This is a genomic window from Halarcobacter sp., from assembly GCF_963676935.1.
In the GTDB taxonomy this organism is placed as follows: Bacteria; Campylobacterota; Campylobacteria; order Campylobacterales; family Arcobacteraceae; genus Halarcobacter.
In genome coordinates, this window is sequence record NZ_OY781470.1 from 2739372 (window position 1) to 2765207 (window position 25836).

Genomic DNA, 25836 nt, shown 5'->3' on the forward strand with positions numbered 1-25836 from the left:
TTGATTATTAAATCTATAGTAATATAATAAGTTGTATAATAAAAAAAAGAGGAGACAATACTATTAAAATGGAAAATAATCAAACTAGTCCTAATATACTTGTAGTAGAAGACCAAACAATTGTGGCTTTAGATATAAAAAAAACTCTAGAAAGTTTAAACTTTAAAGTTACTGCTATAGCTTCAGATTACAATACAGCTTTAAATAGTGTAAGAATAAATAAACCCGATTTAATTCTTATGGATATCAATTTAGGAAGTGGAAAAGATGGTATTGAAACAATTGAAAAAATACATACAATTGAAAAAATTCCCGTTATATATATAACTGCATTTTCAGATGAAATTACCATAGAAAGGGCAATTAAAACAGAACCCATTTGTTATATTATTAAACCTTTTAAAAGAGAAGAATTGAAATCAAATATTCAACTTGGATTATATAAGATAAAAAAAGAAACAAAAGAGAATGTTAGTCCTAAAGAGATACACATAGGTCTAGATTATTACTATAATTTTCAAGAGAACAATTTATATTTTAAAAACTTTCCTATATCTTTAAGCAAAAAAGAAAATCTTCTTCTTCGAATACTAATAGAAGCAGAAAATAAAATTGTACCATTTAAAGAGATTGAAGAAAGAATATGGCCAAATACAGAAGTCTCAACAAGTACTTTAAGAACTCTAATTTATAGATTAAGAAGTAAACTTGAACATAAAATCATTGAAACTATACAAAAAGTTGGTTGCAGATTAAGTAAAGAATTTTAGTATATTTTTAAAATCAAAATAAAACAAATAACATTATATATTTTTTATAAGTTCCATTTAATTTCTACTTTTATATCATAATTTGTAAAGATTAAAGGAGCTAATCATGTTTAAAAATTTAAGTATAAAACTGAAATTAATATTTTCATTCAGCCTAATATTACTATTTGTCGTTGTTCTTGCTATATATAATATAATAGGATTAAATAAATCTTCGGATGGCTTTTCAAACTATCGAGAACTTGCAAGAGATAGTCTGTTAGCTAGTAGAGTTCAAGGTAATATGTTGATGATGAGAATGCAAGGCTCAACTTATTTAAGAACTCAATCAAAAGCTAGTATAAAAGAATTTGATCTTTATTATAAGAATACTTCTGAATTGCTAAAAATAGCAATGAAAGAGATAAAAAGTCCTAAAAGGGCTGAAATGCTAAATCAAATAATAAATCAATTAGATACTTACAATAAAGATTTTTATAATGTAATCTCTTTAATAAATCAACGAAATCAAATTGTAAATGAAAATTTAAATATAAATGGTAAAAAAATAGAACAAATGTTAACTTCAATTATGTATGATGCACAAAATCAAAATCAAAATCAAAATATTGAAGCTTTAGAAGTATCTCACTCAATTAGATTACTACTCTTAGCTCGGTTATATGTCGTTAAATTTTTAAATACCAATTCAACAGAAGATATAAATAGAGCACAAGAAGAGTTTTCTTTATTAAAAGATGATATTAGTAAAATATCAACAATAATGACATCTCAAAAAAGAAAAGATGAAATTAAAAAAACAATAAATACAATCTCTATATATCTTGATGGACTAAATAACTTAGTTGAAATTATAGAAAAAAGAAATAATATCACAACTAAATCCTTAGCTCCTATTGGAACTAAAATAGCTTCTTTAGCTGAAGATATAAAATTGTCTATAAAAGAGGAACAAGATGAGATTGGACCAATGGTAGCAAAACTCAATAAAAATCTTATCCAAACTTCAATAATCATTTCAATTATTATAGTGATTGCTATTGTATTATTCTCAATTTCTATACCTATGAGTATAGCTTCTTCATTAAATAAATTAAATAAAGGAATTCTACAACTACTCAATAGTGGAGATGTTAAATCAAGAGTTGAAGTTTCATCAAAAGATGAGATTGGAATGGTGTCTGATAACTTTAATAAATATCTTCAAACTATTGAAGATGGAATACACAAAGACCTGCTTGTAATTGATGATGTTAAAAGAATTGTAAATGAAGCTAAACATGGTATCCTTTATAAAAAAGTTGAACTTGATTCACAAAATGAATCACTTCATGAATTAAGAAATATTTTTAATGAAATGCTTAATATTATGGCAGATAAAGTTTGTGGAGATATGAATAAAGTTCAATTAGGCTTAGAAAAGTTTCAAGACTTAGATTTTACTCATAGAATCCCAAATCCTACAGGAAAAACTTCTCAAGGATTAAATTCATTAGCTGAAATTATTAATAATATGCTAAAAGAGAATAAAGCAAATGGTCTTACTCTACAAAATAGTGCAGATATTCTTCTTGAAAATGTTGATATTTTAAGTAATTCAACAAATGAAGCTGCCGCTTCACTTGAAGAGACAGCTGCAGCTTTAGAGGAGATTACAAGTAATATTGTACAAAATACAGAAAATGTAGTTAAAATGTCTAAATATGCAGAAGAATTAAATTCTTCTGCTGATGATGGGCAAAAACTGGCTTCAGAAACAACTTTTGCAATGGACGAAATAAATAAACAAGTAAATGCAATCAATGAAGCTATTACAATAATTGATCAAATAGCATTCCAAACAAATATTCTTTCTCTAAATGCAGCAGTAGAAGCTGCAACAGCTGGTGAAGCTGGTAAAGGTTTTGCTGTAGTTGCCCAAGAAGTAAGAAACCTTGCATCAAGAAGTGCTGAAGCTGCAAATGAAATAAAATCATTGGTTGAAAATGCAACCACAAAAGCAAATGATGGTAAAACAATTGCAGATAAAATGATTCATGGATATCATGATTTAAATGAAAATATCTCTAAAACAATTGAAATTATTAAAGATATAGAGATGTCTTCAAAAGAACAACAATCAGGAATTGAACAAATAAACGATGCAGTAACTGAATTAGACCAACAAACTCAAGAAAATGCAAGTGTTGCTACACATACAAAAGAAGTTGCCGTTCAAACACAATACATAGCAACAAAAATTGTAAGTAATGCTGATGAGAAAAAGTTTCTGGGAAAAGAAACTGTTACAGCAAAAGATTTAAACATCAGTGATCTAAATACACAAGATAAAAGTAAAGAAAAACAAAATAATACAAAAAAAGATGATGAACAATGGGAAAGCTTTTAAGCTTTCCTAAAATAATTATTTAAATAATATCTTTCAAACACCATAAATTAATAACTTCTAATATTTTTTTAATTGCTAAATCTAAAACAATAATTTGTTATAATAATAAAAAATAAGGTTAAAAATGTCACAAAATGAATCGTTAGATTATTTTGAAGTATTTCCATGGAACAAAAACTTTGAAATAGGTCATAAAGAGGTTGATAAACAACATAAAATATTAGTAAAATTACTTAATAATTTAGCCAATACGCTTATAAATGAAAAAGAGATAGAAATAGAAGATGCTTTCAATGAATTAGCAAAATATGCTGATTACCATTTTGATGCGGAAGAAAAAATCTGGGAAGAATTTCTAGAAGATAGTTCCTTATTAAAAGCTCATAAAAAAAGTCATACAAAATTTTTACCTACAGTTATTGAATTAAGAGAAAAAAATAAAGATAAATCTCTTATTGATATTATTGAAGAGGTTATCAAATTTTTAATTAGATGGCTATCTTTTCATATTATTGATGAAGATAAAAGATTAGCAATAGTTATTAAAGAGATACAAAAAGGTAAATCTAAAGAGGAAGCAAAAAGAGTTTCAGATCGACTTATGAATGGTTCAATTAGAACTCTTATTGAAGCAATCCTTTCTATGTACGATGGTGTTTCAGCAAGAACTCTTAGCTTAATGAGAGAAAGAAATGCAAGAATTAAAGCAGAAAAAGCTTTAAAAGATGTAAATAAACAGTTACAAGAGCTTTCAATTACGGATCAACTAACTTCTTTATATAATAGAAGACATTTTGAGAATATCTTTGATTTAGAGATGAAAAGAGCAAGAAGAGAGAAAAAATACTTTTCAGTTATACTTTTTGATATAGACTATTTTAAACTTCTAAATGATATGTATGGTCATGCATATGGTGATGAAGCCTTAAAGAAAATTGGAAAATGTTTAAAAGAAACCTGTAAAAGACCATCGGATTTCGCATTTAGAGTAGGTGGAGAAGAGTTTGCAATAGTTTTTAATTGTTATAAAAGTGACGCTTGTTACAATTTAGCCTTAAAATTACAAGAAAATATAAATAATCTTAAAATAGAAAGTAAAGGAAGTAAAATTTCTGATTATATGACAGTTTCTATTGGCTTAGTATCAATTATTCCAACAGATGAAGATGATTTAGAATCAGTAATGAAAACTGTTGATAAAAGATTATATATCGCAAAAGAAAGTGGAAGAAATCAAATAATTCATTATAATTAATCAATCAAAGGAAGTTCTATATAAAATTTTGCACCATTTTGTGTATTTTTTGTATATAACTTTCCACTTAAACTTTCAACTACAATCTTATAACTCATATATAATCCTAAACCTGTACCTATAGATTTGTGTTTTGTAGTAAAATATGGTTCAAACACTTTATCAATAATCTCTAAAGGAATACCTCCTCCATTATCTTCAAAAGATAAAATTGCCTTATTTTTTTTAGTTTTTAGATTTATTTTTATCCAAGGTTTTTTTATATTATTTTCTATCAAAATATCTTTTGCATTACTTACAATATTTATAATCACTTGAGATATTTCTCCTGAAATTAACCTTACTTTTAAAGGAACTGAATAATCAATGTTATTTATAAGTTCAATATGGTTTCCAACTAAAGCTGCATCTAAAATTTCCAATGACTTATCAACTCTTTCTTGAAGTATCACTTCTTTATAAACTTTCTCTTCTTTTATAAAATCCCTAAAAGTATTTATAGTGTTTGATAAATACTGCACTTGCATATTTATACTGTTATATGAATTTTCTAATGATTCATCTGATAATGTACCTAAAGCTTTTTGAATTTGGACTCCAGTTGTAGCAGCAGAAATAACACTTAAAGGCTGCCTCCATTGATGAGCAATATTACCTATCATTTGTCCCATAGCTACATGTTGGGATTGTATATTTATAATTCTTTCTTGATGTTTGTTCTCTTCACTAAGTTTCTCTTCATCACTAATATCTTTTATATAATAAACAATTCTATCTTTTTCAGAGTCTTTCTCTTTGAAAAAAGACAAAGAAAGCATGCAGGTTAATATTTCAGATGATTTATTTATTAATTTTACTTTTTTCTCAAAAGGGTTGTTTTCAAGATCTTTTAAATCAAAGCTTTTAATCTTTTCCTGTAATTCCTCAGGTAAAATTATATTAATATTTTTACCTCTTACTTCTTCAACTTTATATCCAAAAAGTTTTTCTGAACTTTTATTCCAAGTTATAATATTCCCACATTTATCACTAGTAATAATAGAATCATGTATTTGCTCAATAATTTGAGCCTGCTTTGCTAACTCAAGTTGAGTCAATTTTAATTGTGTTATATCTCTACCTGAACCAACAGTACCAATAATATTCCCCTCATTATCATAAAAAGGTGCCTTATTTACCTCTAAATAAAGTAACTTACCTTTTACATTACCCCACTCTTCAAACTTCATTGGTTTGTTTGTATCTATTACCACTTGGTCACTATTAAAACATAATTCTCCAAAAGTATGCCATTTAGGATTTTCTTTATGTGCTTCTCTTTCTCTCATTGCAAAAAAAACATCATTTTTCCCTATTGGTTCATTAATATCCTTTGCCATTAATAAACCTTCACAAATAGCTTTATTTGCATATATATAATAACCATTTAAGTCTTTAATCCAAAGCATATCTGGTAAATGTTCAGTTAATAAATGAAGAAGATTTTTATCAAGTTTTGATAATTCTTGTAGATTGTATGGCATAGAGATTTCCTGAAAACCTTGAAGATAATTTTATATTTTACTAAAATATAACTTATAATATTGTTTACATAAAGCTCTATCTGACTTCCAACACTTATTCTAATAAAAGGATATTTCATATAGATGATGAGTAGAAATATCTTTTTAATAGTTGTAGATGTTCTAAACTATAGTTGTAAATATAAATCTGAGATTGAAAACTATATGAAGATAGAAAAGTTTTTGTTTATAAGAATTCTAATAATCTTTAATAATAAAATATTTAAATCTATTTTGAATTATAAATAAAAAATCCTACTAATGAAACAATGAGAACTACACCAATAAATCCAAATAAAACAATATCAACTATTGACATAAATACCCTTTGAAAATTAAAAGCTAAGTACAAAACTTGCAAATTTAGTTTTAGTCATATTTTGCTATTTTGTACTTAGAAACACTTTATTAAGAGTTAGAATTATAATTATAAAATGTCAATTTCACAAGGCTTATTATCTTTACTATTTCTTGACATATTGAAAATATAAAATTTAAATCGTATTTAAATAAGTCTATTAAAAAACTTTTAATTTAAAAATAAATTATATGAAAAAATAAAATTATGATTGTGATTGAAAACGTGGAGGAGGTAGCCGGACTCGAACCGACGCATACAGGATTTGCAATCCCGGGCATTACCAACTTTGCTATACCTCCAAAGAATCATTTTTGACAATAGAAAGAAAAATGATTTATTGAAAAATGGCAGAGAGCAAGGGATTCGAACCCTCGGAGGCGTGAACCTCGCCGGTTTTCAAAACCGGTGCTTTCGACCAACTCAGCCAACTCTCTACGCAAAAAAAAAGATGCTCTCGCATCAAATGATATAGTGGTGCGAATGGTGAGAATCGAACTCACACTCCGAAACCGGAATGGGATTTTAAGTCCCACGCGTCTACCTATTCCGCCACACTCGCACTATTAACAGTAGTTTTAAGAAACGTTCTTCTTAAATTGGAGTGGAATTATATTCTAAATTTTTTTATTTGTCAAGGGTTTTTGAAAATTTTTTGAAAATTTTTTTATTTAAAGAAAAATCAACGGCAAAAAATGTATAATGCAAGCCATAACAAAACCCGAAAAAAAGGATATAAATTGAGAAGTGATGAAGTTAAAAAAGGTTTTGACCGAACTCCACATAGATCGCTATTAAGAGCAACAGGATTACAAGATGAAGATTTTGATAAACCTTTTGTTGGAGTTGCAAACTCTTTTATTGAATTAATTCCAGGACATTTTTTCTTAGATGAAGTTTCAAAAATCATAAAAGAAGAGATTAAAGCAAATGGTTGTGTTCCTTTTGAGTTTAACACAATTGGTGTTGATGATGGAATTGCAATGGGTCATGATGGTATGTTATTTTCATTACCAAGTAGAGAGATTATTGCTAACTCTATTGAAACAGTTATGAATGCACATAAATTAGATGCAATGATTGCTATTCCAAACTGTGATAAGATTGTACCTGGCATGATTATGGGTGCATTAAGAGTAAATGTTCCAACTGTATTTGTAAGTGGTGGTCCTATGCAAAAAGGGCATACAAAAGATGGTACACCTATTGATTTAGCAACTGCTTTTGAAGCTGTTGGTAAACATGAAAAAGGTGATATGTCTGATGAAGAGTTAAAAGATATCGAATGTAATGCATGTCCTAGTGGAGGTTCATGTTCTGGGATGTTTACAGCAAACTCTATGAATACACTTATGGAGGCTATGGGTATTGCACTTCCAGGAAATGGAACAATCTTAGCTTTAACTCCCCAAAGAGAAGAGTTATATAGAAAAGCAGCTAGAAGAATTTGTGAGATTGCAAAAGATGCAAAGAAAAGAGAAAAATACAAATTAAGAAACATCTTAAATGAAAATGCAGTAAGAAATGCTTTTGCAGTTGATATGGCTATGGGTGGAAGTTCAAACACTGTATTACATATGTTAGCTATTGCAAAAGAAGCAGAAGTAAACTTTAACCTAGAAGATATTAATTCTATCTCTAAAAAAGTTTCACATATTGCTAAAATCTCTCCATCTTTATCTACAGTTCATATGGAAGATATTAATAAAGCTGGTGGAGTTAATGCTGTTATGAAAGAGATGACAAAAAGAGGTGATGATATCTTAATAGATAACTTAACAATCTCTGGTGAATCTTTATATGAAAAAATTGCTGACGCCTTTATCAAAGATACAAATATAATTCATACTATTGATAACCCATATTCAAAAGTTGGTGGTCTAGCTATTCTTTATGGTAACTTGGCAGAACAAGGTGCAGTTATTAAAACAGCTGGGATTACAGGAGCTAGAGCCTTAACAGGTAAAGCTGTATGTTTTGATGGTCAACCTGAAGCTATTGCAGGAATCATTGGTGGAAAAGTTAAAGCTGGTGATGTGGTTGTTATTAGATATGAAGGTCCAAAAGGTGGTCCAGGGATGCAAGAGATGTTAGCTCCAACTTCACTTATCATGGGAATGGGTCTTGGAGATAAAGTTGCACTTATAACTGATGGTAGATTTTCTGGTGCTACAAGAGGTGCTTCAATTGGTCACGTTTCACCAGAAGCAGCTGAAGGTGGTATGATTGGTTTATTAAAAGATGGAGATGAGATTCATATCGATGTTGATAAATATATTTTAAGTGTTAATTTATCCGATGAGGAAATTGCAAAAAGAAAAGCAGAGTTTACTCCTCTTAAAAAACCACTTAACTCTAAATGGCTTGGTCAATATAGAGCACTTGTAACAAATGCAAGTTCAGGTGCAGTTTTAAAAACTGATTTATAAAATATAGTATAGCGTAACGCTATACTATACTTTCATATAGTTTTCAAAAAACCAATTTTTATTAAAGTTGGGACAAGTTTTAGAAGAAACCTCATAGTGAAATAAAATATTCTTTAAACTCCAATTGTATTTTTCCATTAATGATTTTAATACTTTTGTTAACATCTTAAATTGATTAGTTGTAAAAGAATCAACACCAATCAAACATATACCTAAATGGTCATTAAACCCTTTAGCATGGGCTCCTGCAATATCCCAATCTCTTCCTGCTTCTATTTGTCCATCCATAAACTCTAAATAGGTGTTGTTTTCAATTTGTCCATTTAAGATAACTAAATGGTATCCTATGGTTTGCCAACCCCTTTGTTTATGCCAACTCTCTATAAGCTGAGCATTTCCAAAACTACTATCACTACAATGAACAACTACCCCTTTATAACTTTTTTTCATCATCCAAGCCTTTTCTTTTTATGCTCTCAATAAAGCCTCCACCAAAATAAAAAGAAACAATAGAGATCATAATCTCCCCTAACCACATTTTATCTGCAAAAACTCTAGCTTCTTGAACATTTTTCATATCAATCCAGCCATACAAAGAACCTAAAACTCCATTTATCATAATAAACAAAAAAACAAGTGTAAACATAAGAGCTAGGTATCTTTGGGCTATTTTAAAAGGGGCATAAGCTGCTATTAAATCAATCTTTGCCTTTGCTTTTGTTTCTATTAACTTTGCCTCATTTTCTGCTTTTTCTTCATCACTTGTCCAAACCTCATCAATAAGATCAAAACCTCTTTTTATAACATTGTCATTACCAAAAATAATTTTAAAAATATCAAACATTTCCCCCTCCTTTATTTTTTTTCAAGATAAGTTAGAATCTTCCCCATGGTAGATTCTAAAGTATCAAATCGTCTATCAATATGTTTTTCAAAAAGTTCAAACTCTTTTCTCCTTAGATAAACATCATCTGCTTTATCTATTGTTAGATACTGTTTCCTTTGGGTTTGAAGTTGGACAATATCTTCAGCATGTTCATCATACTTTTTAAAAAGAGTTTCAATTTGTTTTTTGAATTCTGCATTTTGATATTTGTTTACAGCAAATTGTGCAATAATTCCACATGTCACAACAGCTGAAGATATATGCCAACTCTCCATAGATTCTCCTAATATTTAATACAATACATCATTGCTATATTTCTTGGTCTTGTTTCATTTCCACCAACAGCAGTTGTATCTCTATTTCCTCTAACCTGTCCTATAGGACTACCTGCTACACCTGAACCTGAACCAAGTAATGTATATACACTATGAGAATGCTTTTTAAAGGTATCAACTTGAAAACTTCCAAGTCCACGCCCTGAATCTACACCTCTACCATGGTCATATCCTCTTATAAATTCACCCCTTAAATCTGGTAAATTAAAAGTTGTACTTCCATTTCCTGATCCATATCTTGTACCTATTTTTGAATACAATGCAGAATATGCAGCTCTTGATACCGCTGCCCCATTACATTCTAAAAATCCACTTGGAATAGAAGGAGTAGGATTAATCATTATAAATCCTATTGGAACAACAGAATTATTTGCTTTGTTATAGGCACTAGTAGCTTTATCATAAGCAGTTTTTACAGCTTTTGAACTTGCACCTACACTAGAACTTGTACTTGATACACTATCACTTACAGGTCTCCAAGTATTTGTATCTATGTCTGCTTTATTATTCCAAGTATCTATTTGAGTATCTGTTACAAATCTATGTGCTGTATCTTCTTCAATCATTGTTGCAGCGTGTGATACTGGATGAATATATTTATTTGCACCCTCTTCAATTGATTCTAGTTTATCTTTTAACTCTTTACTAAAGTGTTTTAAAGTATCAGTTTCAGCGATATTACTTAAATCAAGGTTTGCTAAATCATCTCTATTTTGTTTGATAAAATTTACAATCTCTTGTAACTCATCTAAAGTTGTATCATCACTTGTTAGAATTACTCTTAAAGATTCAATTGCTTCTTGTAAAAGAGCAATCTCTTCATTTAAAACTCTTCCTTGATTTGCACTAAGTGGTGCATCTGCTAAAGTAGAAGTTAAATCATCTATAATATCTGCAATATTTACTTTTAAATCTAAGGCTTCTTGTAAACCATTGATTTGTTCCACTGATAGATTTTCTATCTTTTGTCTGTTTTCTTTGATAAAATCAACTATCTCTTGTAGTTGATCTAAACTTGAATCATCACTTGATAATAGGTTTGTAAAAGATTCAAGTAAGTTTTCAAATGCTGTTTTTTCTGTTTCCATAATATTTTCCTTTTATATTTATACTGTTAAGACATTTTGTTCACCTTGTAAAACCAACCTTCTAGAACAGTTTGTTTTACTCGTTCAACAGTCAAATTATAAAAGAAACTCTGTGCATAAAATAGATACTTTTTTTCAAATTCTATTTACAGTTTTAAAAGTAGTTCCTCCTCTTCCTCTTTAGATGCTGAGGCATTTTTAACCTTTTGCACTAGTTTTTTATCTATATAAGCTATCTCTTTTACTAATGTTTCTATATCTACTTTTTTTCTATCTTTTTTAGTCTTCATATTTTTATTTTCTACATTCATCTTCCACCTCCTGTATTATTTTATAAATAACCCTTTTGCTTAAATCCATCTCTTCACTAAAAAACTTAACAAATCTTGTTTTTTTATCCTCCTTTTGTAAAAGGGATAGATGTCTTTTTACTATCTCTTTTATCCTATAAGTTTTGTGAGCTTTTTTAGGTATTTTTAAATCAATTCCCGAAAAACATTCACACACTTTAAAAGCAATCTCCTCCCCCAACTCTTGAACAAGAAGTTCATAAGTGTTTATTCTAATACACATTTTTAATCCTTTTTAGTTATTTTATTTCTATTTATTTATATATTAGTAATTTAATATCTAAATTAATAGTAATATAATTTCTATGAAAGGAATCTTAAATAGTATTTTAGTTACTATATATTTTGGTAATATAATTACTAGAAAAGGAGTTTTAATGCAATTTAGTAATAACCTTAAATTTTATAGAAACCAAGTAGGTCTATCTCAAGGGGTTTTAGCCCAAAAAGTTGAAGCAATTACTGGGAAAAAAACAACCTATGAAAATATAAAATCATGGGAAAATGGAACAAATGTTAAAATAAGTGATATATATGCCCTTGCAGAGGCTTTAAATATTCCCGAGCAACTTCTTTTTGACAATTCCCAAAGAACATTAAAAAAAATATCAAAATATCAAACAGTACAAGCAAATAGTGAAGATTTTATATTTAACAACTCTTTTGAAGATGATAGTTATACCTTAGAGATATATAATGGAGCTGTTGGAGCAGGAAGTGAAGGTGTAATAGAGGAAAACAATGCAAAAAAAATAAGAGTTAGTAAAGCTTTTGTTTTAGATGCAAATATAAAACCTGACAATCTTATGTTATTTAAAGTAGTAGGGGATAGTATGGAACCTACTATTAGTATGAATGATTGGGTTATTATCGATATGGCAAATGGAAGGTGCTTTTATGAGGTTGATGGTATATATCTTGTAAATATTGATGATACTATTCAAATAAAAAGATTACATTTTAGAGGAACTAAAGGAATAGACATAATTTCTGATAATAAAGAGTTTCCTAAACTAAATAGTATAAATGATTGTGATAGAGTAACTGTAATAGGAAAATTATACACTCATATAAAAATTGGATCGGGGTTAGCATTAAAATAATATAAAATACTAGAAACCCCACAAAAACTCCACGTTGTATTAATTTTTTATTTACGTTTTATTCAAATATAGTTTACATTTAGATATTATAATTCTTTCTATATATATAGAAAACGTAAAGGAATTATAATGAAAAAGAAACTATTTTTTATAGCTATCTTTATAGCGAGTAGTCTTTTTGCCAATAATATTGATTTTCAAATGGCAGAAAAAAATCCACAAAGAGTTGCACCTAGCAATCCAAATCAAATATTATCTTTTAATAGTAGCGTCAATGGGGCTATGAAATCTGTTGTAAATATTGCAGCAAAAAGAAGAGTAATATCAAATGCGGCAAATATCCCATTTCAAATGTTTAACGACCCTTTTCTAAGAAGATTCTTTGGAGACCAGTTTAATGAACAATTTAACCAAAATAGAATTCAAAGATCACTTGGTTCTGGTGTTATAATTTCAAAAGATGGATATATTGTAACAAATAATCATGTTGTTGAAAATGCCGATGAGATCTCTGTAACTATTGGTAATAATCCAAAAGAGTACAATGCAGTTATTATAGGTAAGGATTCAGATAGTGATTTAGCAGTAATTAAAATTGAAGGTGAAAATTTTGAAGCTATTAAATTTGGATATTCAACAGATTTAAAAGTTGGAGATTTAATTTTTGCTATTGGTAACCCATTTGGTATAGGAACAACAGTTACACAAGGTATTATCTCAGCACTAAATAAGGATCATGTAGGTATTAACAGATATGAAAATTTTATTCAAACAGATGCCTCAATTAACCCTGGTAACTCAGGTGGTGCTTTAGTTGATAGTAGAGGAGCTTTAATTGGTATTAATAGTGCAATTATTTCTAAATCAGGTGGGAATAATGGTATAGGTTTTGCTATCCCTGTTGCAATGGTAAAAGATGTTGTAAAAAAATTAATTAGTGATGGTAAAGTTACAAGGGGTTATTTAGGTGTAGTTATTGATGATTTAAAACCAAACTTATCAAAACTATATAAACATAAATCTGGTGCACTTATCTTAGATGTAGCAGGAGATACACCTGCTCAAAAAGCTGGTTTAAGAAGAGGTGACTTAATTTATATGATAAATAATGTTCCTATAAAAGATAGAAAAGCCTTACAGAATACAATTGCTTCATTTAAACCTAATGAAACTATCTCTATAAAATTAGAAAGAGACAAAAAAGATATTCAGTTAAACATCACACTAGGAAATAGAGCTGGACTTGTAACCTCAGCTGCAAATAATGGGAAATTTCTAGGTGGTTTAAAACTAACAGAGCTAGATGCGAACATAATTAAAAGATTTAGGTTAAATGCCAATACAAGAGGTGTACTTATTGCCTATGTTGAACCAAATTCTGAAGCTGAAAAAGTAGGTTTTCAACCAGGGGATGTTATTATTCAAATAGAAGATATAGAGATAAAAAGTTTTGCAGATATGCAACAAGCTATTAGAAAATATAATAAGCAACTAAAAAGAGTCTACGTAAACAGATACGGACAGACAATTCCATTTGCTATAAAATAAAGGATTTATTATAGTTCAAGTACTTATGATAGAGGATGATTTAGAGTTAGCTCAAATCATCACAGATTATTTAGCTTCATACGATATTGAAGTTACAAATACAGATAGCCCATATAATGGGCTGTCTATGTTAAGTTTAAAAGATTACAAACTTCTTATTCTAGATTTAACTCTTCCAGAGATTGATGGACTTGAACTAATTCCAAAAATTAGAGCAAAATCTGATATTCCTATTATTATCTCAAGTGCAAGAGATGATATTTTAGATAAAGTTATGGGTCTTGAAAGAGGAGCAGATGATTATTTGCCAAAACCTTATAACCCAAGAGAATTACAAGCAAGAATAAAAGCTATTCTAAAAAGAATCATGCCCGTAGAAAAAGTAGATGAAAATGTTAAAAAATCTGATTTTATATTAAAAGAAGATGATATTCAAATCTATTTTAAAGACCAATTATTAAATTTAACTCTAGCAGAATTTGATATTTTAAGACTTATGATTCAACGAAATGGTGCTGTTATAGCAAGAGAAGATTTTATTTATGCAAGTGATCATATTGAAGATGACAGTAGTTTAAAAAATATTGATGTAATGGTTTCAAGAATTAGATCAAAAATCTCAAAAATAGATGATAGTAAAACCTACATTAAATCAGTTAGAGGAATAGGTTACCAACTTATATGATACGTAATATTTCAATCTCTGCATTTATCAATACAATTTTTATTTTAGCATTAATAGCTATTTCATTAACTTTTACTATTTTTATAAAACTTGATAAACAAAGATTTAATATTACTATGCAAAAGAAATATGAATTAGTTGCTGAAAATCTTCTTAAAACATTAGATTTTGCTCCCTCAAAAAATGGCATAAAATCTATTCTTGAACAGTTTAAGATGAAACAACTAGACGATACTGAATTTACTTTAAAACTATTAAATGAAGCAAAACCAATCTTGATAAGACAAAATTCAAAAGGGATGTATAGAATATTTATATTAGAAGATAATCTATATACTTATGTTCAAAAAGATGGATACAACTTAATGCTTCAAGATTCACAAAACTATTCTTACAATCTATCTATTATCTCTTTAGCTATTGCTTTATCTTTAGGTACATTGTTTTCATTATATTATATTTTAAAAAGAAAATTAAAACCTCTTAGAAATTTAAATAAAGAGATTAAAAAATTCTCAGAGGGTGATTTAAATGTAAAAATACAATCTAATAGTTCTGATGAGATAGGAACTATTGCAAAAACTTTTGATGAAGCTATTACCCATATAAATAACCAAACAAAATCAAAAGAGCTTTTTATGCGTAATATGATGCATGAGCTTAAAACACCTATTACAAAAGCTATGTTTATTGCTGAAACATTAGAAGATGATAAAAAAAGAGAAACTCTACAAAGAGCTTTTAAAAGAATGGATGATATTATTAAAGAACTTGCAATGGTAGAAAAGCTTACCTCAAATAATACAGCCGTATATAAAGAACCTACCTCATTTTTTAAAATCTATAAAAAGACTGTTGAAATAGCTCTTTTAAGTCCAGATAAACTCAGTGCCAAAATAAATGACTTCAAACTAAATGCAGATGTAACAATGTTTTCCGTTGCACTTAAAAATTTAATTGATAATGGAATAAAATTTTCACCAAATAACCATGTAGTAGTAAAAGCAAACAAACATAGAATTGACATCATCTCTTTAGGTGAAAAATTAAAACACGATTTAGAATATTATACTGAAGCTTTTTCACAAGAGGAGAAAAGAAGTGATGGTTTTGGATTAGGTTTATATATTGTAAAAACTATTGCAAATCTTCATGGTTATAAATTAATATATAAACATAATCAAGGGAAAAACATCTTTACTATTTTGATAGATTAACCTCTTTCATAATCTCAAACCAATCTCTATTAAAATGTTTTTTTATATATCTTTCTTTATGAGGAACTATACATCCTGAACAATTTTGGTGTATATAATCTTCACCTTTGTATTGTGCCCCATCTTTTGAATCTATACTACAATATGAAAATAGTGTTTTATCCTCTTGTTTTTTAATCCCATCATCATCAAATCTAAAATTTGGACAGGCACATAAATAACAATTTAACTCTTCATAATCATGGCATTTTTTATTATTTTTATATAGAGGACAAAAATCATTCTCTTTTTCAACCATATTCTCAAATCTAAAATACTTTATCACTTCATCATCTGATAAATCTTTTAACTTTTCTAAAATTTTTCCATGTTTTTTTCCATGTTCATTGAACCACTCATTATAAGTCATATTTTCATTTCCTAATTAAATATATATCATCTTTTTTGTCATACCACCATCTACAACAAAATCACTTCCAGTAATAAAACCTTTGTTTTTTAATAAAAACTTTACTATATCAACTATATCATTTGGTGTTCCAACTCTACCACTAGGATGTTGATAATTATCTTGCGTAGATGGAATAAAGTTTTCATCTGTATTTATCCATCCGGGACTTATTGAGTTTACTTTTACATAAGGAGCTAATGAGATTGATAAAGCATGGGTTAAAGAACTAATACCACCCTTTGAAGCACTATAACTTTCTGTTCCTGATTCACTCATAAGGGCTCTTGTTGAAGAGATATTTATAATATGTCCTTTTGCTTCTTTTAAAAGATAACTAAACTCTTTTGATAAAATATATGGAGCTCTTAAGTTTGTATTTAAAACCTCATCCCACTCATCATAAGTTTGTTTATCCAAAGATTTAAATAATCCAAATCCAGCATTGTTTATAAGTGCATATAAAGAATCTAATTCTAATTTTATCGCTTCAATTATGTTTAAAAGTTCCTCTTTATTTGATAAATCACATTTATAAAAAGTGATTCCATCTATAGAATTTTCTTCTTTATCTATATTTATAATATTGTATTTTTTACTAAGCTTTTTAGCAAGAGCTTTTCCAATACCATTTGAAGCCCCTGTTATGATTATATTTTTCAACTAAATCTCCTTGGAATCAACTATAAAAGTTACAGGCCCATCATTTTGAATACTAACATCCATCATAGCTGCAAACACTCCTGTTTGAACCTCAATCCCCTCTTTTATCATATCATCTATAAACTCTTCATAAAGTTCTTTTGCTACTGCTGGGTTTTCACTAGAGTCAAAGCTAGGACGTCGCCCTCTTTTTATATTTCCAGCTAAAGTAAATTGGGAGATAATCAAGGCTTTACCTTTTATATCAAGTAACGATAGATTCATCTTGTCATTTTCATCTTGGAAGATTCTAAGGTTTACTATCTTGCTTACTAGTTTTTTTACATCTTCACTAGTATCACCCTTTTTTACTCCCAAAAGAATATTTAATCCTTTATCTATCTTACCAACAATTTCACCATCTACTTTTACACTTGAACTGCGTACTCTTTGAATAACTGCTATCATCTATACTCCAAAGTATCTACTACTAATTTTTTGTTTTTAAATGGATCAATAAATGCTTTTATTTCATCAAAGCTATATTTTAAAGGGAAACCTATTTGTGAACCTTTTGCTGTACTCTCTAAGATATAAAAAGGTCTTCCATTTATATATAGAGCTTTTTTATTTGGTAATATAAGATTTAGATGTACTACTACAAAAATATGCTTTGGAACCAATACAAAATAAGCTTCATAATCTCTTGCTTTAAGTAGTGATATTAAAAGATTGCTTTTATCATCACAATCTCCATAATTTTGTTTTATAACATTTTTACCACTTCTTGCTACTGATTTATTTACCTTATAAGGGATATTTGTAACCAAATCCAACATACTTTGTACTTCACAAACTTTTGTATCACATCCTTGAATTAAGTTTTTTGCTAACTTTAAAGTATAGTCATCTTCCCTTACTTGGTTTACATAAGTCAATCCACCTATATCAATAAATTGGTTTTTTACTATAAAAAAAGATTTAAATATCATTCCTACAATAAATAGAATTATCACAACAGATACAATAATTGAACTATAATATATAAATTTATTCTCAAATAGCATATAACACTTCTTTTAGTTTTTGAATATTATCTTTACCATTAACATAAATATTTATAAAATATTCATCAATAAAATCATACTTAAGGCAATTGTATATTTTTATGTTTTCTTTTTCTAACTTCTCTCTAAATTTTTTAGAATCTATATTTTTTAATTTTATTAATAAAGAGTTTGAACTACTATGAAATAGAAAATCTACAAATCTACATGAGTGAAATATCTTTTCTAATTCAATTCTATTTTTTATATTTATACTATTTGATATTGCTCTAAATTCTCTATCTTTTAATGATTCCTCTAAATACTTCATATCATACATAGATAATTTATCTTCAGGTTCAAATTTTCTTAGATTGTTTATATTTTCCATGGTTGAAAATATAGAAGATATATTTAAATTTTTATTTGAATAATATATTGAGTAGTTTTTTATGATATAAAGCTTTTCATATTGGTTTAGATAACTTACAGCAATTGTATCTGAACAAAAATCTAAAAGTGTTTCATCGATTATTATAGTTGCATTTTTTGATACCCAATACTTAAATAAATTTTCTAAATCATAAAAAGTTCCATCAAGATAAGAAGGGTTTGCAAAAACAATTATACTATCCTCTTTTATTGGCAAAAATATATTCTCAAATCTATTTATAAGCCTTACTTCATATTTTAAGTTTGTTGCAGCTTTTTTGTATTCTAAACTACAAGGAGAATAGATAAAACAATATTTCTTATTCAAAAATTTTAATATTGAGTATATTGAAGAGCTGTAACCATTGAATAATTCAACTTGTTTTTCAGATATTTTATATCTATTCTTTAAAAGTTCAAGTAGATATAAATAATCTAATTTTTCTATATTATTATAATCGATTTGTATATTTGGTTTTAAAAAATTCTCTTTTTTACTAAAATCTATCATTGTCTATATATTTAAAAAGTTTTTTATTCCAGTAAACATAATTTGTGCAGATAATGCAGCAAGAAAAAGACCTGTGATTTTTGATACTACAAGAAGACCTTGTTTACCAATAACTTTTTTTATCACATGAGAAAAATATAACATAAATCCTATAACTACAACAGCACATATAAGTGCTATGATACCTATCAGATTTTCAGTTGCATTTTTAAATCCAGCACCCATAACAAGTAAAATACCTATAGCTCCTGGTCCAATTGTAATAGGTATAGCTAAAGGAACAACTGCTAAATCATGTAGATTTGAGGCATCAACTTTTTGTCCATCTTTACTACCTTTAATCAATTCCACAGCTGATAAAAATAAAAGTGCTCCAGCACCTATTCTAAATGCATCTAAAGTGATTCCAAATATTGCAAAAAGATGTCTTCCAAAAAATAGTAATGCTAAACTAAGAAAAACAAGAGCTATTGTAACTTTTATCGCAAGAGTTTTTTTCTCTTTTGTAGAAGCTTCATTTGTCAAAGTTAAAAAAACTGACAAAACAAAGAAAGGTGTCATAATAAAAAACATTTTTAAAAATGTAGCAACAAAAAGTTCCATAAAAACTTCCTAAAAATTATAATTTTAGGAAGTATATCAAAATAAAGAATAATTTACTAAAAGTGTTTGTTTAAAATCTCTAAAAAATCATCAGGATTTTTATATCCAACAATTTGTGCAGCTTTTATTTCATTATTGTCTTTATCCCAAAAAATTAATGCTGGAGGACCCACTACTCCAAACCTTTTTTGCATAGCTTTATCATCTGCATTATTTTCAGTTACATCAGCTTTTACTAAAGTAAACTCTTTTAGTTTGGCTATAACTCTTGGGTCTTTAAAAGTTATCTCTTCTAACTCTTTGCAAGAGATACACCAAGTGGCATAAAAATCAAGCATAACTGGTTTACTTGAAGCTTTTACAGCGGCATCAATTTCTATATTGTTTTTTACATAAACTACTGGCAAGGTTTCACTTTTAACTGCTGCCACACCTGAAGTAAATTTATCTAATGGTTTTAAAACATTTGTAGCTCCACTAACTGCACCTACAAAAACAAGTACCCCATAAATAAGAATAACAATTGTTAAAATTCTTGCTAGAATATGTTCAAATATTTTTAAATAAACTGCTGTACCAATTAGTAATAATGCCCATAAGTACATAATAATACTTGGATCTAATACTCTATCTAACATCCAAACAGCAACAGCAAGCATAACTATACCAAATATCTTAGTAACAGATTCCATCCATCCACCAGGTTTTGGCATATATTTTCCTGCACCTAAACCTATTAATAATAGTGGTGCTCCCATTCCTATACTCATAACAAAAAGTGCTGCCCCACCAAGTATTGCATCACCTGTTTGTCCAATATACACTAAAGCTCCAGCAAGAGGTGGTGCAACGCAAGGTCCAACTATTAAAGCAGATAAAAATCCCATAATAGCAATACCCACTACACCTTGATTCTCTTTACCATCTGTTGTTTTATTTATCTTATTTTGTAAACTTTGAGGTAATTCAAGTTTAAAATAACCAAACATAGAAAATGCAAGAGCAACAAAAATTGCAGCAAAGGCAACTAATACATATGGATTTTGAAGTGCTACTTGTAAATTAGCTCCAAACAATCCAGCTAAAACCCCAGCTATTGTATAAGCTACAGCCATTGATAAAACATAAACCAATGACAAAAAGAAACCCTTTGAAGCTGTTAAGTTACCACTATCTCCCGCTTTTACAATAATTGAAGATAAAATAGGAATCATTGGGAAAACACAAGGAGTTAAAGATAATAAAAGACCAAATCCAAAAAATGTTGCTAAAACTAAAAGTACATTTCCATCTTTTAAAGTTCCTGCGATAATATCAGTTTCATTTTGTGAAGTTGCAGTTTGCTCATTAGAAGAATCTAATTTTTCGACATCTTTTCCTGATTCATTTAAATCTACAGTTATAGTCTCACTCATTGGTGCATAACATAAACCTTGTTTTGAGCACCCTTGAAAATCAATTTGTACTTCAAAAGTAGAGCTTGAAGATTTTTGTTTTAACAAATCATATGGAATTTCAATATTTAAATCTTTTGTATGTATTTGCCAAATCTCATAAGGTTTTGCTTCAGGGACTATTAAATCTTTTCTAATATCTATTTTCTCTGGTTTAGTAATGAAAAATTTTAATTTATCATCATATAAATAGATATCTTTACCTAGCTTTAGTTTAAAAACTAATTTATCTTCTTGTTTCTCAAAACTTGTTTTAAATGCTTCTTCTGGCTCTAGAAAACTTTGTTGTTGAATTCCAAAAGCATATAAAGAACAAATCAAAAGCAATAATATTTTTTTTATCATCTGTTTTTAGTCCTTATTCAAAATAATCTTTAACGCTACTTTTTAACTCTTTAATACTTTTTAATCCAACTTCTGTTGTAACTAATTCTCCATCTTCAAAATAAGCAAGGGTAGGAAGTGCTCTAACACCATATGATATAGCTAAATCTCTATATTGGTCTATATCTACTTTATAAATTGTTACATTTGATGGTTTAACTTTATTAAACTCTTCTAAAGTTCCTCCAAGAATTTTACAAGGTGGACACCAAGTAGCATAAAAATCAACTATAACATTTTTACCTTTTATTTTTTCAATAAAATTATCTTTTGTTAAATGTTCAAATGCAAATAGCTTACCAAAAGCAAAAAATAATACAAGTAATAAGATTTTTTTCATTAAATTCCTTTTATTTTTTTTCTATTATACAAAAACTATGTGAAGTCTTTGTTTACTTATAAGAAAATCTAAGATAAGAATTATAATTAAAAATTATATAATAATTAATATTTTTTTGATAAAATTTACTTTTTTAGTATAAAAGGTTACATATGAATACATTAATAGACCTTCCACCAAAAAGTGTTGAGTTTATGATAAAAGACAATATCCCTATGATTGATATTAGAAGACCTGATGAATGGAAAACTACTGGGGTTATAAAAAATGTACACAAACTAACATTTTTCGATGAGTATGGAAATCATGACATCCCAACTTGGATGAGAGAATTTGAAAAAATAGTTACTTCAAAAGATGAAACTTTTGTTTTGATTTGTGCACATGCAAATAGAACAAGAGTTGTAGGAGATTTTTTAATACAAAATCATGGATATACAAATGTTACTCATTTAGCAGGTGGAATGGCTTTATGGCTTGAAGAAAATAGAGAAGTAGTTTTTGATTGAGAAGAAGAGTTTTAATCTTCTTCTTTTTTCTTTTCACTAGCTTCTTGTAAAATAGCTATAACATCATCTAAGTTTTCATAAGGAATATGAGATTTCCACTCAATATCTTTCCCATTTAAAGAGATTCCTATACTTACAATATCAGGTGTTCCTTTACCATATGGTTCAGAAACATTTGAAATAGAGATTTTACCTTTTTTTGTTCCAGCTAACTGAAGAGTTCCTAATTCTGTTGTTGCCATATAATATCCTTTTGTAATTTTAAATATTACTATTTTACAAAAAGAAACTTTTGTTATCTTAAATTTATAATATTAATCGCTTTAGTTGGATTAAAAAGTAACCTTGGAACCCATCAACTTGGTTTTGTAGCTATTCTTTGTCCATATTTTACATTTTGTCCTAACAACTCTTCTAATTGAACAAAATCTTTTTCCCAAACCATAACTACTGTTGAACCCATTTTAAAATAACCTAAACATTCACCTTTTTTAATCTCTAAAGATTCATATTCATATATTTTTATCTCTTTTGTCTCATTATTTGTTTCAACTTTTGGTTCAAAGTTAAATACCATTTGCCCCACATTTAAAGCTCCAACGAATACCATATAAAAAAGTTTTTCCTCATGTATACATTCTAAAATCACTCTTTCATTTTCAACAAATAAATCAATCTGCTTATTTAGATATTTTAAATTAACAGGATACAATTTTCCTGGAACATGAATAAGTTTATTTACTTTAAAATCACATGGAGCATGATATCTATGATAATCTTTTGGAGATAGGTAAAAATTCATATAAGAACCATTTTGAATCTTCTTAAAATTGTTTGCACAATTATAAGTTAACATCTCCTCAACAGAATATTCCATACCTTTTATTTGAAGTAATAAATCATCTTCTAAATTTCCACATTGAGTTATTAAACTATCAGATGGTGAAATGAAGCAATCTTTGTCGTTATCTATTTCTCTTGGAATTGCAAGCTCTCTTGTAAATAGATCATTTAATGATTTATAGAATTTTGGATTTCTAAATTCACTCATATTTAAACCCAAAAATTTTACATATGCTCCATTTATAAATTTTTGAATAAATAATGGAAACTCAAATTTTGCAAACTTGCCAAAATATTGAGAAATTATATTTGTTATATGCATAAACACCCTTATTAAATTTTATAATCTTTGCAAATTTTATCTAATCCCAAATTAAAATAGCTATTTAACAAAAAAATCTAAGTATTTTTAAACGCTATTTAGATAATCTTCCAAAATATATTTATAATTATTTAAAGGAAATAAAAATGCACAAAATCATTGTAGAAAATCAATGTGGTTGCTTCAAAAGAAGTGACTTAGAAAACAATTTAGAACTAACTTCTAAAGATGAAGCTTTAAGTAAAGCAATACAAATGAAAAATCATATGAATGCACAATTTTGTGGAAAACATGAGTTTCAATTAATTGAAGATTCAGAAAATTTTGTTATCTCTTTTAGAGCGCCTCAAGAATCATCATGTTGTGGTACAGGATGCTGTAGCTAGGGATATGGTTAAAACCATATTCCTATTTCAATTCTTTTTTTCTTTGTAAATATTTATCTATAGCTTTTTTTATCAATTCATAATTTTGACCATCACCTTGTATTCTTTGAAAACATTTTTCATAATCAGCAATAGGATCAACTTTTTCTATCTCAAACATAATATCTAAAAAAGCATGGAAAGGCACATGATCACCACTTCTTGTAAAATGTATCGCTCTTTGTAAAGATACAAATGGATTTTGATTTATTCTTGTAATATCGTTATATCTTTTTTCCATATAATCAATAAACTCTTTTCTAACTTCCCACTGAATAACTTCAACTTTATTAGTTTTAGTATTTAGCTTACACTTAAATCCAATTTTTGTTGAATAAAAATCAAAAATATCTATTACAAATTTTAAATCTTTATTTAAAAATCTTTCTCTATAAACACATTGAAAGATGTCATCCTCAAAAATAAAAGTATGCGAATTGTTTTTATATAAAAAATACTCCTCATCAATTGAACTTACCATCTCTTTTAAATCAGAATCAGTTAAAAAAAACATATCAATATCTCTAAAAGTGTCTCTTTTTAAACACGAACCCGCTAAATAAAACTCAACAAAATCTTCATCCATAGGATTAGAGATAACATTTCTAAAAAAATTTTCTATTCTATCAATTACATTTTTTAATCTTTTATCTAGTTTATAAGTCAATTCGTCATTGATAAAATCATACTCTTTCCAAAATTTGTAATTCAAAATAACCTCTTTAAATCAATATATATTATTTTATAATATTTATGCTAATTATTAGGTACTAAAATTGTAAGTTTCCCACTCTCTTTCATTCCACCTGCAAAAAGTGCTGCATTTTTTCCAAATCCATAAAAAAAATCTGCCCTGATTTCTCCTGTAATTGCACCACCAACATCTGCTGCAACCATAAGCCTATCAATTTTTTCTTGAGTAACTGAATTTTTAGTATTTATAAATACTGGCATCCCTAAGGGGATATATCTTCTATCAACAGCTAAATTTCTTCCTCCAACTAAAGGTGTACCTAATGCTCCTGTTGCCCCTGATTTTCTTTCAGAAAAGAAGATATAACTTCTATTTTTAAAAAGTACTTCATCAAGTCGTTGTGGGTTATCTTCAAAATATGCTTTAATACCTTGCATAGAAGCCCCATAATCTTTTAAAACACCCTCTTTTAATAAAAGTCCTCCTATACCACTATATTTATGACCATTTTGATTTGCATAACCTATATTTATTATTTCCCCTGTATCAAGTTCAACTTTTCCAGAACCTTGCACTTGTAAAAAGAATAATTCGATTCTATCATCAACATAACAAATTGCTTCTAAATCATCTCTTTTTACTAATTCTTCTCTATCATCATAAGAAACAATTTTACCATCAACAAGTTTTCCCCTTAATCTATATTTTTTTAATTCAGGATAAGAATCACTTAAATCAATAATAATCATATCATCGGGAGTTTTATAAATAGGATATTTGTAAACTTCATTTTGAGTTCTACTTCCTTTTAATAATGGCTCATAATAACCTGTAATTACACCCTTATCATGACCTTTGTTATCATATAATTGATATGCTGTAAAGTTTTCAGTAAAAAATTCAGAAGCATTTGTATATTCTTCTGCTTTTGTACATATATTTTTAAATAAATCAAACCTTTTTGCTCTAACACAATCTTTTTTAAATACATCAAAAGCCAAAGGAAGATTATCTTCATAAAAACCTTGGATATCTTTAAAATCTATTTGTTTAACATTTGCTTTTGAAATAGGAAGTTTTTCGAACTTTATAGGCTCTTTTTGGGTACACCCAGTAAGAATAAGTATAAATATAATTGTAATAGTTGATAAATAATTCATTTAATCCCTTTATAATTTAAGGAATTTTAACATTTAAAAGTTAATAAA

At 27.8% G+C, this 25836-nt stretch carries 29 protein-coding genes and 3 tRNA genes; 10 read left to right on the forward strand and 22 right to left on the reverse strand.

From position 1 onward, the window contains the following. Positions 1–68 precede the first annotated feature (68 nt). The 3 genes from ACKU4C_RS13295 (at position 69) to ACKU4C_RS13305 (ending at position 4414) form a co-directional block, all read left to right on the forward strand. Positions 69–770 carry a response regulator gene (locus tag ACKU4C_RS13295; RefSeq protein WP_321312767.1) on the forward strand — a complete coding sequence of 234 codons (702 nt, stop codon included), beginning with the start codon at positions 69–71 and terminating at the stop codon, positions 768–770. A gap of 106 nt (positions 771–876) precedes the next feature. After that, positions 877–3159 carry a methyl-accepting chemotaxis protein gene (locus ACKU4C_RS13300; RefSeq protein WP_321312769.1) on the forward strand — a complete coding sequence of 761 codons (2283 nt, stop codon included), beginning with the start codon at positions 877–879 and terminating at the stop codon, positions 3157–3159. A 124-nt stretch (positions 3160–3283) separates the two neighbouring features. Further along, positions 3284–4414, forward strand: coding sequence for a bacteriohemerythrin (locus tag ACKU4C_RS13305; protein WP_321312772.1), 1131 nt, complete (start codon positions 3284–3286; stop codon positions 4412–4414). Here the strand turns inward: ACKU4C_RS13305 and ACKU4C_RS13310 are convergent. The 4 genes from ACKU4C_RS13310 to ACKU4C_RS13325 form a co-directional block, all read right to left on the reverse strand. Then, positions 4411–5937, reverse strand: coding sequence for a PAS domain S-box protein (locus ACKU4C_RS13310; RefSeq protein WP_321312774.1), 1527 nt, complete (start codon positions 5935–5937; stop codon positions 4411–4413). The genes ACKU4C_RS13305 and ACKU4C_RS13310 overlap by 4 nt on opposite strands. A 623-nt stretch (positions 5938–6560) precedes the next feature. Further along, positions 6561–6636, reverse strand: a tRNA-Cys gene (locus tag ACKU4C_RS13315). A gap of 46 nt (positions 6637–6682) precedes the next feature. Then, positions 6683–6771, reverse strand: a tRNA-Ser gene (locus ACKU4C_RS13320). Positions 6772–6809: 38 nt separating this feature from the next. Beyond that, positions 6810–6896 (reverse strand) — tRNA-Leu (locus ACKU4C_RS13325). A gap of 178 nt (positions 6897–7074) precedes the next feature. Between ACKU4C_RS13325 and ilvD the strand changes: the two genes are divergently transcribed. After that, a complete protein-coding gene (gene ilvD / locus ACKU4C_RS13330) occupies positions 7075–8763 on the forward strand; it encodes a dihydroxy-acid dehydratase (RefSeq protein ID WP_321312776.1) in 1689 nt (562 codons plus the stop codon). Between the two features lie 24 nt (positions 8764–8787). Here the strand turns inward: ilvD and ACKU4C_RS13335 are convergent, their stop codons facing one another. The 6 genes from ACKU4C_RS13335 to ACKU4C_RS13360 all read right to left on the reverse strand — a co-directional run bounded on the left by ACKU4C_RS13335 (position 8788) and on the right by ACKU4C_RS13360 (position 11645). Continuing rightward, positions 8788–9213, reverse strand: a complete 426-nt coding sequence (locus ACKU4C_RS13335) for an N-acetylmuramoyl-L-alanine amidase (protein WP_321312778.1) — start codon at positions 9211–9213, stop codon at positions 8788–8790. Beyond that, positions 9197–9607 (reverse strand): hypothetical protein, encoded by a 411-nt coding sequence (locus ACKU4C_RS13340; RefSeq protein WP_321312780.1) that lies wholly within the window; start codon positions 9605–9607, stop codon positions 9197–9199. The genes ACKU4C_RS13335 and ACKU4C_RS13340 overlap by 17 nt, the downstream gene beginning before the upstream one ends. A gap of 11 nt (positions 9608–9618) precedes the next feature. Beyond that, a complete protein-coding gene (locus ACKU4C_RS13345) occupies positions 9619–9924 on the reverse strand; it encodes a hypothetical protein (RefSeq protein ID WP_321312782.1) in 306 nt (101 codons plus the stop codon). Between the two features lie 8 nt (positions 9925–9932). After that, on the reverse strand, positions 9933–11072 hold the full coding sequence (locus tag ACKU4C_RS13350; protein WP_321312784.1) for a tail fiber protein: 1140 nt from the start codon (positions 11070–11072) through the stop codon (positions 9933–9935). Positions 11073–11218: 146 nt separating this feature from the next. Then, positions 11219–11383 carry a hypothetical protein gene (locus ACKU4C_RS13355; RefSeq protein WP_321312785.1) on the reverse strand — a complete coding sequence of 55 codons (165 nt, stop codon included), beginning with the start codon at positions 11381–11383 and terminating at the stop codon, positions 11219–11221. After that, on the reverse strand, positions 11367–11645 hold the full coding sequence (locus ACKU4C_RS13360; protein WP_321312787.1) for a hypothetical protein: 279 nt from the start codon (positions 11643–11645) through the stop codon (positions 11367–11369). Before ACKU4C_RS13360 ends, ACKU4C_RS13355 begins: the two co-directional genes overlap by 17 nt. A gap of 154 nt (positions 11646–11799) precedes the next feature. Between ACKU4C_RS13360 and ACKU4C_RS13365 the strand changes: the two genes are divergently transcribed. The 4 genes from ACKU4C_RS13365 (at position 11800) to ACKU4C_RS13380 (ending at position 15975) form a co-directional block, all read left to right on the forward strand. Further along, positions 11800–12525, forward strand: coding sequence for a S24 family peptidase (locus ACKU4C_RS13365; RefSeq protein WP_321312789.1), 726 nt, complete (start codon positions 11800–11802; stop codon positions 12523–12525). 129 nt (positions 12526–12654) lie between these two features. Then, positions 12655–14073 carry a Do family serine endopeptidase gene (locus tag ACKU4C_RS13370; protein ID WP_321312790.1) on the forward strand — a complete coding sequence of 473 codons (1419 nt, stop codon included), beginning with the start codon at positions 12655–12657 and terminating at the stop codon, positions 14071–14073. 10 nt (positions 14074–14083) lie between these two features. Beyond that, positions 14084–14758, forward strand: a complete 675-nt coding sequence (locus tag ACKU4C_RS13375; protein WP_321315882.1) for a response regulator transcription factor — start codon at positions 14084–14086, stop codon at positions 14756–14758. Next, a complete protein-coding gene (locus ACKU4C_RS13380) occupies positions 14755–15975 on the forward strand; it encodes an ArsS family sensor histidine kinase (protein WP_321312792.1) in 1221 nt (406 codons plus the stop codon). Before ACKU4C_RS13375 ends, ACKU4C_RS13380 begins: the two co-directional genes overlap by 4 nt. Here the strand turns inward: ACKU4C_RS13380 and ACKU4C_RS13385 are convergent. Genes ACKU4C_RS13385 through ACKU4C_RS13420 form a run of 8 tightly spaced genes read right to left on the reverse strand, consistent with a single transcriptional unit; the run spans position 15959 to position 21835 of the window. Further along, complete coding sequence (locus ACKU4C_RS13385; RefSeq protein WP_321312794.1) at positions 15959–16384, reverse strand: hypothetical protein; 426 nt, start codon at positions 16382–16384, stop codon at positions 15959–15961. The genes ACKU4C_RS13380 and ACKU4C_RS13385 overlap by 17 nt on opposite strands. A gap of 15 nt (positions 16385–16399) precedes the next feature. After that, complete coding sequence (locus ACKU4C_RS13390) at positions 16400–17086, reverse strand: SDR family oxidoreductase (protein WP_321312797.1); 687 nt, start codon at positions 17084–17086, stop codon at positions 16400–16402. Continuing rightward, entirely contained in the window at positions 17087–17533 is a 447-nt protein-coding gene (gene dtd / locus ACKU4C_RS13395; RefSeq protein WP_321312799.1) for a D-aminoacyl-tRNA deacylase, read from the reverse strand. Beyond that, complete coding sequence (locus ACKU4C_RS13400) at positions 17530–18132, reverse strand: hypothetical protein (protein ID WP_321312801.1); 603 nt, start codon at positions 18130–18132, stop codon at positions 17530–17532. The genes dtd and ACKU4C_RS13400 overlap by 4 nt, the downstream gene beginning before the upstream one ends. Further along, positions 18122–19054 (reverse strand): histidinol-phosphate aminotransferase family protein, encoded by a 933-nt coding sequence (locus tag ACKU4C_RS13405; protein WP_321312803.1) that lies wholly within the window; start codon positions 19052–19054, stop codon positions 18122–18124. Before ACKU4C_RS13405 ends, ACKU4C_RS13400 begins: the two co-directional genes overlap by 11 nt. A gap of 3 nt (positions 19055–19057) precedes the next feature. Further along, positions 19058–19657 (reverse strand): MarC family protein, encoded by a 600-nt coding sequence (locus ACKU4C_RS13410; RefSeq protein WP_321312805.1) that lies wholly within the window; start codon positions 19655–19657, stop codon positions 19058–19060. Positions 19658–19713: 56 nt separating this feature from the next. Continuing rightward, a complete protein-coding gene (dsbD, locus tag ACKU4C_RS13415) occupies positions 19714–21453 on the reverse strand; it encodes a protein-disulfide reductase DsbD (RefSeq protein WP_321315884.1) in 1740 nt (579 codons plus the stop codon). A 16-nt stretch (positions 21454–21469) separates the two neighbouring features. After that, complete coding sequence (locus ACKU4C_RS13420) at positions 21470–21835, reverse strand: thioredoxin domain-containing protein (protein WP_321312806.1); 366 nt, start codon at positions 21833–21835, stop codon at positions 21470–21472. Positions 21836–21987: 152 nt separating this feature from the next. On the opposite strand from ACKU4C_RS13420, the gene ACKU4C_RS13425 reads away from it, so the two are divergent. Next, positions 21988–22344 (forward strand): rhodanese-like domain-containing protein, encoded by a 357-nt coding sequence (locus tag ACKU4C_RS13425; RefSeq protein ID WP_321312808.1) that lies wholly within the window; start codon positions 21988–21990, stop codon positions 22342–22344. Positions 22345–22355: 11 nt separating this feature from the next. On the opposite strand, the gene ACKU4C_RS13430 is transcribed toward ACKU4C_RS13425, so the two are convergent. Together ACKU4C_RS13430 and ACKU4C_RS13435 are read right to left on the reverse strand one after the other, a co-directional pair. Then, positions 22356–22586: a hypothetical protein gene (locus tag ACKU4C_RS13430; RefSeq protein ID WP_321312810.1), complete on the reverse strand. Its 231-nt coding sequence runs from the start codon at positions 22584–22586 to the stop codon at positions 22356–22358. A gap of 113 nt (positions 22587–22699) precedes the next feature. Then, positions 22700–23509: a phosphatidylserine decarboxylase gene (locus ACKU4C_RS13435; protein ID WP_321312812.1), complete on the reverse strand. Its 810-nt coding sequence runs from the start codon at positions 23507–23509 to the stop codon at positions 22700–22702. Positions 23510–23655: 146 nt separating this feature from the next. On the opposite strand from ACKU4C_RS13435, the gene ACKU4C_RS13440 reads away from it, so the two are divergent. Then, complete coding sequence (locus tag ACKU4C_RS13440; protein WP_321312814.1) at positions 23656–23895, forward strand: hypothetical protein; 240 nt, start codon at positions 23656–23658, stop codon at positions 23893–23895. A 22-nt stretch (positions 23896–23917) separates the two neighbouring features. Here the strand turns inward: ACKU4C_RS13440 and ACKU4C_RS13445 are convergent, their stop codons facing one another. Both ACKU4C_RS13445 and ACKU4C_RS13450 read right to left on the reverse strand, forming a co-directional pair. After that, a complete protein-coding gene (locus ACKU4C_RS13445) occupies positions 23918–24646 on the reverse strand; it encodes a hypothetical protein (RefSeq protein WP_321312815.1) in 729 nt (242 codons plus the stop codon). Between the two features lie 44 nt (positions 24647–24690). Beyond that, positions 24691–25788, reverse strand: coding sequence for a murein transglycosylase A (locus tag ACKU4C_RS13450; protein WP_321312817.1), 1098 nt, complete (start codon positions 25786–25788; stop codon positions 24691–24693). Positions 25789–25836: the final 48 nt, after the last annotated feature.

Coding starts and splice junctions, on each gene's coding strand:
- ACKU4C_RS13430 (WP_321312810.1), bottom strand. CDS start 22,586: ATGGCAACAACAGAATTAGGAACTCTTCAGTTAGCTGGAACAAAAAAA.
- ACKU4C_RS13295 (WP_321312767.1), top strand. CDS start 69: ATGGAAAATAATCAAACTAGTCCTAATATACTTGTAGTAGAAGACCAA.
- ACKU4C_RS13355 (WP_321312785.1), bottom strand. CDS start 11,383: ATGAATGTAGAAAATAAAAATATGAAGACTAAAAAAGATAGAAAAAAA.
- ACKU4C_RS13425 (WP_321312808.1), top strand. CDS start 21,988: ATGAATACATTAATAGACCTTCCACCAAAAAGTGTTGAGTTTATGATA.
- ACKU4C_RS13300 (WP_321312769.1), top strand. CDS start 877: ATGTTTAAAAATTTAAGTATAAAACTGAAATTAATATTTTCATTCAGC.
- ACKU4C_RS13450 (WP_321312817.1), bottom strand. CDS start 25,788: ATGAATTATTTATCAACTATTACAATTATATTTATACTTATTCTTACT.
- ACKU4C_RS13335 (WP_321312778.1), bottom strand. CDS start 9,213: ATGAAAAAAAGTTATAAAGGGGTAGTTGTTCATTGTAGTGATAGTAGT.
- ACKU4C_RS13385 (WP_321312794.1), bottom strand. CDS start 16,384: ATGACTTATAATGAGTGGTTCAATGAACATGGAAAAAAACATGGAAAA.
- ACKU4C_RS13365 (WP_321312789.1), top strand. CDS start 11,800: ATGCAATTTAGTAATAACCTTAAATTTTATAGAAACCAAGTAGGTCTA.
- ACKU4C_RS13310 (WP_321312774.1), bottom strand. CDS start 5,937: ATGCCATACAATCTACAAGAATTATCAAAACTTGATAAAAATCTTCTT.
- ACKU4C_RS13410 (WP_321312805.1), bottom strand. CDS start 19,657: ATGGAACTTTTTGTTGCTACATTTTTAAAAATGTTTTTTATTATGACA.
- ACKU4C_RS13370 (WP_321312790.1), top strand. CDS start 12,655: ATGAAAAAGAAACTATTTTTTATAGCTATCTTTATAGCGAGTAGTCTT.
- ACKU4C_RS13350 (WP_321312784.1), bottom strand. CDS start 11,072: ATGGAAACAGAAAAAACAGCATTTGAAAACTTACTTGAATCTTTTACA.
- ACKU4C_RS13380 (WP_321312792.1), top strand. CDS start 14,755: ATGATACGTAATATTTCAATCTCTGCATTTATCAATACAATTTTTATT.
- ACKU4C_RS13360 (WP_321312787.1), bottom strand. CDS start 11,645: ATGTGTATTAGAATAAACACTTATGAACTTCTTGTTCAAGAGTTGGGG.
- ACKU4C_RS13305 (WP_321312772.1), top strand. CDS start 3,284: ATGTCACAAAATGAATCGTTAGATTATTTTGAAGTATTTCCATGGAAC.
- ACKU4C_RS13340 (WP_321312780.1), bottom strand. CDS start 9,607: ATGTTTGATATTTTTAAAATTATTTTTGGTAATGACAATGTTATAAAA.
- ACKU4C_RS13435 (WP_321312812.1), bottom strand. CDS start 23,509: ATGCATATAACAAATATAATTTCTCAATATTTTGGCAAGTTTGCAAAA.
- ACKU4C_RS13400 (WP_321312801.1), bottom strand. CDS start 18,132: ATGCTATTTGAGAATAAATTTATATATTATAGTTCAATTATTGTATCT.
- ACKU4C_RS13405 (WP_321312803.1), bottom strand. CDS start 19,054: ATGATAGATTTTAGTAAAAAAGAGAATTTTTTAAAACCAAATATACAA.
- dtd (WP_321312799.1), bottom strand. CDS start 17,533: ATGATAGCAGTTATTCAAAGAGTACGCAGTTCAAGTGTAAAAGTAGAT.
- ACKU4C_RS13420 (WP_321312806.1), bottom strand. CDS start 21,835: ATGAAAAAAATCTTATTACTTGTATTATTTTTTGCTTTTGGTAAGCTA.
- ACKU4C_RS13440 (WP_321312814.1), top strand. CDS start 23,656: ATGCACAAAATCATTGTAGAAAATCAATGTGGTTGCTTCAAAAGAAGT.
- ACKU4C_RS13345 (WP_321312782.1), bottom strand. CDS start 9,924: ATGGAGAGTTGGCATATATCTTCAGCTGTTGTGACATGTGGAATTATT.